This window comes from Thalassospira mesophila (genome assembly GCF_002115755.1).
Taxonomy (GTDB): domain Bacteria; phylum Pseudomonadota; class Alphaproteobacteria; order Rhodospirillales; family Thalassospiraceae; genus Thalassospira; species Thalassospira mesophila.
In genome coordinates this window covers 127532-138839 of the sequence record NZ_JFKA01000012.1, presented here as the reverse complement: position 1 = coordinate 138839, position 11308 = coordinate 127532, and the positions used below count along the sequence as shown (strand labels likewise).

The window sequence follows — 11308 nt, the reverse complement described above, 5'->3', positions numbered from 1 at the left end:
CTCATTGATCGGTTTCGATCAATGAGGTTGGGTATTAACGTGTTTTAAAACGGATAATGGCGTTTACCGTTTTGAATGGTGATCCAGCGCATTTCGGTAAACTCATCAATTGATGCCTTGGCACCAAAGCGGCCATAGCCACTGGATTTAACCCCGCCAAACGGCATTTGCGCTTCGTCATGCACGGTTGGGCCATTGATGTGGCAAATGCCGCTTTCAATTTGCCGGGCAACCTGCATGGCGCGTGAAATATCGCGCGAGAATACGGCGGATGACAGGCCATATTCGCTGTCATTGGCAATGCGGATGGCTTCGTCTTCGTCGCCTGCGCGCATTACGCACACCACGGGGCCAAAGCTTTCCTCGCTGTAAATCCGCATCGATGATGTGACATGGTCCAGCAATGTGGCGTCCATCAAGGCACCATCGGCTTTGCCCGATCCTGCCATTAATTTGGCCCCCTTTGATACGGCATCAGCGACCAGTTCCTCGATCCGGCGGGTGGCTTCAACATTGACAACACCGCCTAAAATATGGTCGCCCTTGGCCGGGTCGCCTGCGGTCAGGGTTTTGGCCTTGGCGGCCAGTTTGGCGACAAAATCATCGCCAATGGCATTATCCACAATCAACCGTTCGGTCGACATGCAAATTTGGCCCTGGTTCATATAGGCCCCAAAGGCGGCCGCATTTACCGCTTCGTCAATATCGGCATCGTCAAGCACCAAAAATGGTGCCTTGCCGCCCAGTTCTAACAAAACCGGTTTTAAATGCTGTGCGGCCAACCCGGCAATGATGCGGCCCACCCGGGTGGAGCCGGTGAAATTAATGCGGCGTACAGCAGGATGGGCGATCAGGGTTTCAACAATTTCCGGCGCGTCTTCGGGGGCGTTGGTAATCACGTTAACCACGCCTTCGGGCGCACCGGCTTCGCGCAAACATTCGCCAATCAAATGGTGAATGGCGGGGCAAAGCTCGGATGCCTTTAAAACAACGGTGTTGCCGCACGCAAGCGGCATGGCAATGGCGCGGGTGCCCAAAATAACCGGCGCATTCCAGGGCGCGATGCCCAAAACCACACCGGCGGGCTGGCGAATGCCCATGGCAAAGCTGCCCGGCACATCGGATGGAATAACATCGCCGGTGATTTGCGTTGTCATGGCACCGGCTTCGCGCAGCATATTGGCGGCCAGATGGGCATTAAACCCGCCCCACATGGCGGTGCTGCCGGTTTCGGCCAGCACCCGGCGGCCAAATTCATCGGCTTTGCTTTCCATAATGTCGGCAGCCTTTAGCAAAATGGCCCGCCGGGCACCTGGCCCCGTTTTTGACCATGCCGGAAAGGCAGCGGCAGCGGCATCGGCGGCGCGCATGGCATCGGCACTGCTTGCGGCGGCGGCTGTGGAGGCAATGTCGCCGGTAACCGGGTTTTTGCGGCTAAAGGTGCGGTTTTGGCTGGCGGGCGTGTCGGTATTATTGATCAACAGGGGGATATCATACATGGCGACGGTTCCTCGCTGGCGGCGGGCGGTTTGTGGCCTGCCGGTTTGTTTGTGATGCGCGATCTGGCGTCGCGCTGGTGTGGTGTAACGGCGTTTGGGCCGGTTGATGTGCCCGGTTTGCGGGCGACAGGGTTTGTCGGTTCGCGGTCCGGGTTCAGTAAGCGGCGGAACCGGCGCGATGTAAAGATTGCTAAATTGACCTTTTAAGACAAAAAATTGTACAATTTGACCTATTCCAAACTGTTATATTTGAGGGCGAAAAAGGAATGGTTGCGAACCGCGAAGCCCTGAATAGCCCAATGCCCGCCGATAGCCCCGCAGACGTTTCACCAAGTCTGACGCCGTCGCCGCAAATAACGGTTAACCGGTTTGACGGCGGGCTGGGGCCGCGAAAATGGGTGATGGAAACATCGGCCCGGCGCGAAAGATGCCATGCGGTTTTGCTGCAAGCCGGGCAGGCCACGGCGACATTGCGCCACGGCACCCTGGCGGGCGACGGCCCGGCCCTGTTGTGGTTGCCGGTGGGGGAGGGGCGCGGGCTTGAGGTGTCGGCCGGGGCGCGGGGCTATTTTTTATCGGTGCCCGATGATGTGATAGCCCGCCATCTAAGCCAGCTTGCCCCTGTTGAAACGATGGTACTTGCGCCAGAAGTGCCATTGGCCCGTGGTGCCGCGCCCGATGGCGGGTTGGGGTTACGGTTTGTTGCCGATACCGTACATGGTGTGGATTTGCAACATCAGCCCGATAATTTACGGGTGGCAGAACACGCCTTTGGCGTTATCGCAAACGAAGTTCGCAGCAATCAGCGGGGGGCGGGGCTGGTGATTGGCGCGCAGATGCTGGCGGTGTTAACCATCATTGCCCGCCTGGCCGAGGACTGGATGGACCATCGCCACCCGCACGGGTCGGGGTCGGTAACGTTGCAACGGTTTTTACATGTGCTGGAAACCCATTTTCGCGAACACTGGAACGTGGCAAATTATGCCACGGCATTGGCCACCAGCGAAAAGCGGCTGGCATCGGCGACCCTGCGGGCCACGGGCAAACCGCCGTTGCACTTGATCCATGACCGGGTCATTCACGAAGCCTGTTTGCGGCTGGAGCAATCGCCGCTGGCCGTGGCCCAGATTGCCTATGGGCTGGGCTTTCGCGACCCTGCCTATTTCAGCCGGTTTTTCAAACGGTATACGGCAATGGCCCCCGGCGCGTGGCGGCGGCAAAAACGGGCCCGTCAGCGCCCCGATGATACCAGCTTTGCCGCGTGGCCCTGAAGGTTGCGGGCGTTCTGACATTATTGTGAAATGGCAATAAACCGGCAACGCGGTAATCTGGCATTAAATGCAGCACAGCAGCACAGCAGCAAACGGGATGAAACATTTGAAACGTAGAACGACATTGTTATTGGGCCTGGCAATGGTGCTGATTTTGCCGTTTGGCATCAGCCTGGCGCAAAACCCGCCCGGTGCGCCCGATGCAAGCCAAAGCTGGCGCACCGCCCCGCGCCATTCCGCCGGGCTGGCCCCCGACCCGGTTGCCAATGCCGATACCGCCATTATCGAGGTTTACGCCGCGCCAACTTATAGCTGGCGGCGGTATTTTGCCGTTCACACCTGGATTATTGTCAAACATAGCGGGGAAACCGCCTTTACCCGCTATGACGTTGTGGGCTGGGGCGGCGGCAATGTTATTCGCACCAATTACGCCCTGCCCGACGGATTATGGTTTGGCGCGCAGCCGCAAATGCTGGTGGATCTGCGCGGCAAGGGCGTGGATGCCATTATTGATGATGTCAAAAAGGCAGTGCAAAGCTATCCCTATCCGCAGCAATATCGCAGCTATCCCGGCCCCAACAGCAATACGTTTATTGCCCATATTGGCCGCGAAGTTCCCGCTCTTGACCTTGATATGCCCGCCAATGCCATTGGCAAGGATTATCGCGATATTTCAAACCCTGTTGGCCTGTCGCCATCGGGTACCGGGGTGCAGGCCAATTTGTTTGGCGTGCTGGGCTTTACCGCCGGGCTGGAAGAAGGTTTGGAAATTAACTTTCTGGGGCTGAATTTCGGCATCGATTTTAACCGGCCCGCCATTCGCCTGCCCTCTATCGGTCGCCTGGGCCTGCCCAATACCGGGTCGCTGGCGGCAAATGCCGATACCCCATAATATTCACCTGAAACAGTCATGGGTGCAGCAAGCAGGCCACCTGGTATGAAAAACAGCCGAAACATTGGACGTTTCGGCTGTTTTTTATCGCGTCTAACCATCTCTCCATGAGTTATGCTCGTAGAAAGCCGTTATTATTCTGCCAGTTTAACCAGCATTTTGCCGGTATTTTTGCCGTCAAACAGGCCGATAAAGGCATCTGGTGCCTTTTCAAGGCCCTCATAAACGGTTTCGCGCCATGTCAACGCGCCGGAACGGACAAGCTCAATCCCTTCGCGAACAAATTCGGGATAGGTGGCCCAATGGTCGGTAACGATAAAGCCTTCCATGCGGGCGCGCTGGGCTGTCAGGCGGAACAGGTTGCGTGGCCCGGTGGCCTTTTCCCTGTTGTTATAAACTGAAATCATGCCGCAGACGGCGATGCGCCCGTTGATATTAATGTTATCAAGGGCCGCTTCAAGATGAGCACCGCCAACATTTTCATAATAAACATCAACCCCGTTCGGGGCCGCGTCCGCCAGTGCGGCAGACAGATCGCTGGTGTCGCGGTAATTGATAACAGCGTCAATGCCGATGGTATTTTTAAGCCAGTCGGCCTTTTCGGGGTCACCGGTGCTGCCAATAACGCGGCATCCCTTGGCCTTGGCCAATTGACATACGACCGAGCCAACGGCACCCGCCGCGGCCGAAACAAACACTGTTTCACCGGGCTGGCATTGGGCAATTTTGTTTAATCCGATCCATGCCGTCATGCCGGGCATGCCAAGCGGGCCAAGAAATGCCTGGGCAGGAATATCGGGGGCATCGGGCAGGGAATGCAGATAGTCGCGTTCGAGCAAGGCGTGGCTGCGCCAACCGGTCATGGAGGTAACCAGATCGCCCTCGGTAAAGCGCGGATCGCGCGAGGAAATCACCCGGCCAATGGCGTGGCCTTCCAGCGCAGCGTTAAGCGAAAAGGGCGGAACATAGCTTTTGCGCGGGCTCATGCGGCCACGCATATAAGGATCAACCGACATCCAGGTATTTTCGACCAGAACTTCCCCGTCCAGCGGTTTTAACACCGGCACATCGACAATGGAAAAGTCATCAGGGGTGGGAACGCCATCGGGATAGCGCAGTAAATGAATTTCCCGGGCTGTTTCGGGAATTTTTGAAAAATGGCTGATATCGGTCATGAATCCTCGGCAGGTTTTCGGCGTTTTGTCGGGATGCGGTGTGTAAACCGGCATCCGGCCTGCATCGGACCTAGGGAATTTAACCGCTATGCGCAACCGTTTTTCCCGGCAAAGAACAGAGATTTTTTTACCGGTTTAGCCACCAAATCGCCGAATTTAGCATGGTCGCATAGCCCACCCAAACGGCATAAGGCACCATTAACCAGCCTGCCAGCCGGTCTATCGGCCAAAAGAGGACGATATTGGCAATGATCAGCATCAGTAATGGAACGATATCGATCAATCCTGCCAGCGGGGATTGCGCGCCGAAGAACAAAAACGACCATAGCAGGTTTAATACCAGTTGCGCGCCATACAGGGTGAAAACCGCGCGCCCGCCGGTGTTTGCCTGCAAACCCACCTTGCACCACACCCGCCAGCCGGAAATGGCGATCAGGGCGTAAATGAGGCTCCATGCCGGGCCAAACAACCAGTTGGGCGGATTGAAAAACGGTTTGATCAGGGTTGGGTACCAGTCGCTAACGCTGGTTGCCGTGGCAGCCCCGCCGGCCGATGAAATGATCAGGCACAAAACCAGAAACGCAATCAGGGCAAAGAATTTGGTGCGATGGTTCGGGGCGAAGCCCGCCGTGGTCCGGGGTGTTTCCGGATCGGGGGTGGGGGATGGGAACGACATTTGCAAACCCTGCGCTGTGGTCAAAACACGAACGGCAACCTGATGTTTTTCAGGTTGCCGTCAAGTATAACGCTGCAAACGATGTAACAGGGTAAACAATTTCACGGCTGTTCGCAGGCCGTGAAATTAAAACTGTTCAATTTCGGCTCAGGCCGCGACGGTGGCAGGCACATCTTCCATCAGATCAAAGGCGACAATCGCGGCCATCACATCTTCATACATATGCAAATGATGAATTTTGCCGTCGCTGATCACCAGATGAAAGGCAACATCGCGCACTTTGCGTTTCGATGACGGTGTTGCTTTTTGCGCGATCTGACCAAACAGGGCGACATGGCGATCGCTGATCATAAGGCGTGTTCCCATCGACCGGCTTTCGACCGGCGCACCATTGGGCCACAAGCTGCTAAAAAGTGCGGATCGGGCCGAAATATTATCGACCGGTTCGGCATGGTCATAGCTGTTGTCGCCGGGCAGGTTCCACTGCATATCGGCAGATAAGATATCAACGACTGTTGGATCCTGGGCAGCAAGCCGGTCAAAAAAGGCTTCTGCGGTTTCTTTAGCATTCAACATGGCAGCCTCTGCGCATGGGTAAAATTGGTATCACTGATTATGTGCATCATAATGATGGAGAAATAATGGTGATAGCAGGCAATATCGTGACAATGCGTTCTGTAGCGTGAACGCTGCCATGGTTTGATCTGCAAATTTCCCAAACGCGCGCGGTTCTGTAAACCGGGTGCCGCCTTAATCCAGTGTGGTTAACACCATATCGACATAATCGCGCATTGTGTCTTCATCGGCGGCGCGGCGGGCCATTAATTGCACGCCCTGGACGGACCCGGCAAGAAACCGCGACATGGCACGAATGTTTTTGCTGCTATCAATGGTTTTCTGGTTTTGCGCACGGATCAGTGCTTCGGCAAACATCACTTCGATCCGTTTAAAAGACTGCCGGGCAATGGCGGCGGTTTCGGCATCGTGCGGGGCCAGTTCCATGCCGGAATTCACCATCAGGCAGCCCATGCTGCGTCCTTCGGCCAACCCGTTGCGCATGACATTGCGAAATGTTTCGCAAATCGCCTGCCGCCCGTCTGTCGTTTCAACCAGTTTTGCAAAACGTGCGGCCGAAATCGTTTGCACATAATGATCGAGAACCCGCAGGAACAGGGCCTTTTTGTCGCCAAAACTGGCATACATGCTGGCCCGGTTCAGGCCGGTTTCCGTCACCAGATCCTGCACCGAGGTTCCTTCAAACCCCTTGTGCCAGAACACGTTCATGGCATTTTCAAGAACGCTTTGTTCGTCAAAGGCACGAGGGCGGGCCATGTTTGCTGTTTCTCACATTTGGAATGAATGTTCCGGAAAAACTATACATAAGATGCCCGCCTGTCAGGATCAAGCCCTCAGCCAGTTCTTACAACGCTTTGCGCGTGTTTCTTTCCCATGTGACAAAGCTGTATGCGGGGCCGGTATCGGGGGCCGTATGGTCTTCGCGGTTAATTTCCTGCCAGTCGCTGGCGGGCAGTTGTGGCAAAAACGCATCGCCGTCAAATTCGCCGTGAACTTCGGTAATTTCATAGCGGGTGGTAAAGGGCAGCGCCAATTGGTAAATTTGCGCGCCCCCGGCAATAATCACTTCATTCACGCCATCGCGACGGGCAATGTCGTCGGCGGTTTGGATGGCACTTTCAATATCGTGGCAAACAATCACCCGCGCATCATCAAACGACCAGTTTTTATCGCGGGTTACCACAATCGATGTTCTGCCGGGCAACGGTTTGCCAATGGCATCAAACGTTACCCTTCCCATCACCATCGGCTTGCCCCGTGTTAGCGCCTTGAAGCGTTTCAGATCCTCGGGGATATCCCACGGCATCCAGCCATTGCTGCCAATGGCCCGGTTTTGCGAAACGGCCACAACGGCAACGCGGTTGATTGTCGGGCTGGGGGCTGTGCTGGTCATTATACCGCAACCTTCCCGGCAATATGGGGGTGCGGGTCATAACCGGTCAGCGTGAAATCATCAAATTTGAAATCAAAAATCGATTTTACATCCGGGTTGATCTGCATGTGCGGCAGGGGGCGCAATGCGCGTGACAGCTGCAATTCAACCTGTTCAAGATGGTTGGTGTATAAATGCGCATCGCCCAGCGTATGGACAAAATCGCCCGGTTCAAGGTTGCACACCTGTGCCACCATTAATGTCAGCAGGGCATAGGATGCAATATTGAACGGCACGCCGAGAAAAATATCGGCACTGCGCTGGTAAAGCTGGCACGACAATTTGCCATCGGCCACATAAAACTGGAACAGGCAGTGGCACGGCGGCAACGCCATGTGGGGCACATCGGCCACATTCCATGCCGATACAATCAGGCGGCGGGAATCGGGCGTGGTTTTGATCTGGTTGATCAGGGTGCTGATCTGATCAATGGTTTCGCCGTTCGCGCCGCGCCACGAGCGCCATTGCCCGCCATAAACCGGGCCAAGGTCGCCCTTGTCGTCGGCCCATTCATTCCAGATCCGAACACCATTGTCTTGCAGGTATTTAACGTTGGTGTCCCCGGCCAGAAACCACAGCAATTCGTGAATGATCGATTTTAAATGCAGCTTTTTGGTTGTCACCATCGGAAAACCTGCCGACAGGTCAAACCGCATCTGATGACCAAAAATGGAGATCGTGCCAGTGCCGGTGCGGTCTTCCTTGCGGGTGCCGGTGTCGCGCACCAGACGCATCAGATCAAGATATTGCTGCATGCTGTGTCTATCCTGGCTCGTGGTATTTTGGGGGACTCTATTTTGGCGCAGGATAGACACGACCGCGCCCATGTGCAACGCCTGAGCGACCATATATATCGCGCCTTTGATTGTTCCATGTTTGTGACAAAAACTTTTCGGCCAAACCCCCTTGTGAAGCAGGGGGTGTTTCCCCTATATATGGGCTGTCGGCGCAAGCTGACTATGGCGTTACACGACTTGACAGAATAGACATTACGGACCCGGGGGCGGTACCCGGCGGCTCCACCAACTTTTCGACTTCGCCCAACTCAGGCGGTGTTCGTGGGGCCGAAATAGGATCGACGTGTGTAGTAAAAGTCTTTGTTGGCGCTCGGCATGGTACCACCGATATCGGGCCAATGTTTGTAAACGCAAACGATAATAATGCTCAGGTTGCTGTTGCTGCGTAAGCGGCACTAGCACCAAAGCGAAATTCCGGTTGCCGGGAGCGGTAATTTGGTGGGGGACGGGGCACCTAGCAACAGAACGCCCCATTTTTCCCCATTTTGAATTGTTGATTGCGTGAAGTGATTGCCACGCTCTTGTAATTCTCTCACGCTTGTTTATGAATAGAAGCTGACAAATGCCCCATTGGGAATAATGGCGCATAGGAGTGACGGGCGGTGGCCCGCCAGCAACAGGATTTTCGATGCACGAACCGGAAGAATTCCGATATGATCTGATGGTCGATCAGGCGCTGCGCGGCGTGGTAAAACAAATTCTGAACCGCGTTGCCAAAGAAGGCCTTTTCGGCGAGCATCATTATTATGTCACGTTTCAAACCAATCATCCCGGCGTAGAGCTGCCGATAAACCAGCGCAATGCGCACCCCGATAATATCACCGTGGTTGTGCAGCATCGCTTTTGGGATATGACCGTTACCGACGATTATTTTTCTGTCGGAATGAGCTTTGATGGCATGCCCACCGTGGTGGTTGTTCCGTTTGATGCCATGCTGGCCTTTGTCGATCCCTCGGCCAACTTTATGCTGACCTTCAGCGTTGAAGAAGAAATGGACGACGAGGATTTCGAAGACGCCGAAGAACTTGAAGAACCGGCACAATTAAGCGCCGAACCGTCTGCCCGATCCAAGCCTGCACCCGAATCGGGTGAAAGTGGCGAAGTGATCGCGCTTGATGCGTTTCGTAAAAAATAACCAGACATTATCGCAAGGGCGGGCCATCGGGTTCGCCCTTGTTGTTTTGGTCCCGGTTAATTCTGTCAGTCTGCGTTTCCCGCCATCGGTCAAAAGTCGCATGACGCTTTGTTGTGCTTCTATTTGCGACCAAAAAATCCTATGGTCGCAGCCAAACCCGCTACCCATCTAACCAAAATATAAACAATCCCACCTTGTTTTGAGAGACGGAAGCCTTCCATGAGTGATTTTGTCTATAAAGCCATGTTCGAGCAGGGCAAGGATGCCACGCCATATCGCAAGATTGGTGATGAAGGCATTGAAACCCTTGATGTTAACGGTGAAACCTTTTTGAAGGTGGCCCCCGAAGCAATTGAAAAGCTGACCCTGCAGGCGTTTTTTGATTGTTCGCATTTGTTGCGCCCTGGCCATCTTGAACAGTTGCGTAAAATTCTGGATGACCCGGAAGCAACGGAAAATGACAAATTTGTCGCCATGGATTTGCTGAAAAACGCCAATATCGCCTCGGGCGGGGTGTTGCCCATGTGCCAGGATACCGGCACCGCCATTGTCATGGGCAAACGCGGCGGCCGCGTTATTACCGATGGCAATGATGAAGAAGCAGTTTCAAAAGGCATATGGCGGGCTTATCAGGAACATAACCTGCGTTATTCGCAGGTTTCCCCGGTAAATATGTTTGAAGAAAAAAACACCGGTTCCAACCTGCCAGCCCAGATCGATTTATACGCAACCCCGGGCAATGAATATAAATTCATGTTCATGGCAAAGGGCGGTGGGTCGGCCAACAAAACCTTCTTGTTTCAGCAGACCAAGGCGCTTTTGAACCCCGAAAGCCTGCGCAAGTTTCTAGACGAAAAAATCCGCACGCTTGGCACCTCGGCGTGCCCGCCTTACCACCTTGCCATCGTTATTGGCGGCACATCGGCCGAAGCCACCCTTAAAACCGTTAAAATGGCATCGTCACACTATTACGATAACCTGCCGACCGAAGGTGGCACCGACGGCCAAGCCTACCGTGACCTTGAATGGGAACAGAAGGTTTTGCAAATGACCCGCGAAATGGGCATTGGCGCGCAGTTTGGCGGCAAGTATTTTTGCCATGATGTGCGGGTTATTCGCCTGCCGCGCCATGGGGCCAGTTGCCCGGTGGGGATCGGCGTTTCGTGTTCTGCCGACCGTCAGGTGCTGGGTAAAATTACCGCCGACGGGATTTTCATCGAGGATCTGGAACATAACCCGGCGAAATATCTGCCGGAAGTTTCCGACGAACATCTTGATGATAATGTTGTCCATGTTGACCTTAATCGCCCGATGGACGAAATCCGCAAGCAGCTGTCGCAATATCCGGTTAAAACCCGTTTGGCCTTGACCGGCAAAGTGATTGTGGCGCGCGATATTGCCCATGCCAAAATCAAGGAACGCCTTGATGCCGGTGAAGGTATGCCCGAATACCTTAAAAACCACCCGGTTTATTATGCCGGTCCGGCCAAAACACCGGCAGGGATGCCGTCTGGCTCGTTCGGGCCGACCACGGCGGGGCGCATGGATGCCTATGTTGACATGTTCCAGGAACATGGCGGGTCATTTGTAATGTTGGCCAAGGGCAACCGGTCCAAACAGGTTAAGGATGCCTGCCAGAAATATGGCGGTTTCTATCTTGGCTCCATCGGTGGTCCCGCTGCCCGTCTGGCACAGGACTGCATTAAAAAGGTCGAAGTGCTGGAATATCCGGAACTGGGCATGGAAGCCGTTTGGCAGATCGATGTTGAAAATTTCCCGGCTTTCATCGTGATTGATGACAAGGGCAATGACTTCTTCGCCGAATTTGGCATCTGATAACGCCGCTTTCGCGACA

Annotated in this window: 11 protein-coding genes and 1 other RNA gene; 5 read left to right on the top strand and 7 right to left on the bottom strand. The window is 54.6% G+C overall.

Annotation, left to right across the window (positions count from 1 at the left end; translation table 11 throughout):
- Positions 1-44 precede the first annotated feature (44 nt).
- Positions 45-1499 carry an aldehyde dehydrogenase gene (locus tag TMES_RS19160; RefSeq protein WP_085585541.1) on the bottom strand — a complete coding sequence of 485 codons (1455 nt, stop codon included), beginning with the start codon at positions 1497-1499 and terminating at the stop codon, positions 45-47.
- Between the two features lie 266 nt (positions 1500-1765).
- Between TMES_RS19160 and TMES_RS19155 the strand changes: the two genes are divergently transcribed.
- Positions 1766-2770: a helix-turn-helix domain-containing protein gene (locus TMES_RS19155; protein ID WP_085585539.1), complete on the top strand. Its 1005-nt coding sequence runs from the start codon at positions 1766-1768 to the stop codon at positions 2768-2770.
- A 106-nt stretch (positions 2771-2876) separates the two neighbouring features.
- Positions 2877-3662: a DUF3750 domain-containing protein gene (locus TMES_RS19150; RefSeq protein ID WP_245835516.1), complete on the top strand. Its 786-nt coding sequence runs from the start codon at positions 2877-2879 to the stop codon at positions 3660-3662.
- A gap of 134 nt (positions 3663-3796) precedes the next feature.
- On the opposite strand, the gene TMES_RS19145 is transcribed toward TMES_RS19150, so the two are convergent.
- The 6 genes from TMES_RS19145 to TMES_RS19120 all read right to left on the bottom strand — a co-directional run bounded on the left by TMES_RS19145 (position 3797) and on the right by TMES_RS19120 (position 8276).
- A complete protein-coding gene (locus TMES_RS19145) occupies positions 3797-4837 on the bottom strand; it encodes an NADP-dependent oxidoreductase (RefSeq protein ID WP_085585571.1) in 1041 nt (346 codons plus the stop codon).
- Between the two features lie 127 nt (positions 4838-4964).
- Complete coding sequence (locus TMES_RS19140; protein WP_085585535.1) at positions 4965-5513, bottom strand: TspO/MBR family protein; 549 nt, start codon at positions 5511-5513, stop codon at positions 4965-4967.
- A 147-nt stretch (positions 5514-5660) separates the two neighbouring features.
- Positions 5661-6089 carry a nuclear transport factor 2 family protein gene (locus TMES_RS19135; RefSeq protein ID WP_085585533.1) on the bottom strand — a complete coding sequence of 143 codons (429 nt, stop codon included), beginning with the start codon at positions 6087-6089 and terminating at the stop codon, positions 5661-5663.
- A 174-nt stretch (positions 6090-6263) separates the two neighbouring features.
- Complete coding sequence (locus TMES_RS19130; protein WP_085585531.1) at positions 6264-6845, bottom strand: TetR/AcrR family transcriptional regulator; 582 nt, start codon at positions 6843-6845, stop codon at positions 6264-6266.
- 88 nt (positions 6846-6933) lie between these two features.
- Positions 6934-7482, bottom strand: a complete 549-nt coding sequence (locus tag TMES_RS19125; protein ID WP_085585529.1) for a dihydrofolate reductase — start codon at positions 7480-7482, stop codon at positions 6934-6936.
- On the bottom strand, positions 7482-8276 hold the full coding sequence (locus TMES_RS19120; RefSeq protein ID WP_085585527.1) for a thymidylate synthase: 795 nt from the start codon (positions 8274-8276) through the stop codon (positions 7482-7484). The genes TMES_RS19125 and TMES_RS19120 overlap by 1 nt, the downstream gene beginning before the upstream one ends.
- 147 nt (positions 8277-8423) lie before the next feature.
- Between TMES_RS19120 and ssrA the strand changes: the two genes are divergently transcribed.
- The 3 genes from ssrA (at position 8424) to TMES_RS19105 (ending at position 11289) form a co-directional block, all read left to right on the top strand.
- Positions 8424-8793, top strand: a transfer-messenger RNA (tmRNA) gene (ssrA, locus tag TMES_RS19115).
- Between the two features lie 153 nt (positions 8794-8946).
- Positions 8947-9453 (top strand): SspB family protein, encoded by a 507-nt coding sequence (locus tag TMES_RS19110; protein WP_085585525.1) that lies wholly within the window; start codon positions 8947-8949, stop codon positions 9451-9453.
- A 219-nt stretch (positions 9454-9672) separates the two neighbouring features.
- Positions 9673-11289, top strand: coding sequence for a fumarate hydratase (locus TMES_RS19105; RefSeq protein WP_085585523.1), 1617 nt, complete (start codon positions 9673-9675; stop codon positions 11287-11289).
- Positions 11290-11308 lie beyond the last annotated feature (19 nt).

Bases quoted from the DNA above. Each gene is read 5' to 3' on its own strand.
- TMES_RS19160 (WP_085585541.1), bottom strand. From the start codon at position 1,499: ATGTATGATATCCCCCTGTTGATCAATAATACCGACACGCCCGCCAGC.
- TMES_RS19155 (WP_085585539.1), top strand. From the start codon at position 1,766: ATGGTTGCGAACCGCGAAGCCCTGAATAGCCCAATGCCCGCCGATAGC.
- TMES_RS19145 (WP_085585571.1), bottom strand. From the start codon at position 4,837: ATGACCGATATCAGCCATTTTTCAAAAATTCCCGAAACAGCCCGGGAA.
- TMES_RS19140 (WP_085585535.1), bottom strand. From the start codon at position 5,513: ATGTCGTTCCCATCCCCCACCCCCGATCCGGAAACACCCCGGACCACG.
- TMES_RS19135 (WP_085585533.1), bottom strand. From the start codon at position 6,089: ATGTTGAATGCTAAAGAAACCGCAGAAGCCTTTTTTGACCGGCTTGCT.
- TMES_RS19130 (WP_085585531.1), bottom strand. From the start codon at position 6,845: ATGGCCCGCCCTCGTGCCTTTGACGAACAAAGCGTTCTTGAAAATGCC.
- TMES_RS19125 (WP_085585529.1), bottom strand. From the start codon at position 7,482: ATGACCAGCACAGCCCCCAGCCCGACAATCAACCGCGTTGCCGTTGTG.
- TMES_RS19120 (WP_085585527.1), bottom strand. From the start codon at position 8,276: ATGCAGCAATATCTTGATCTGATGCGTCTGGTGCGCGACACCGGCACC.
- TMES_RS19110 (WP_085585525.1), top strand. From the start codon at position 8,947: ATGCACGAACCGGAAGAATTCCGATATGATCTGATGGTCGATCAGGCG.
- TMES_RS19105 (WP_085585523.1), top strand. From the start codon at position 9,673: ATGAGTGATTTTGTCTATAAAGCCATGTTCGAGCAGGGCAAGGATGCC.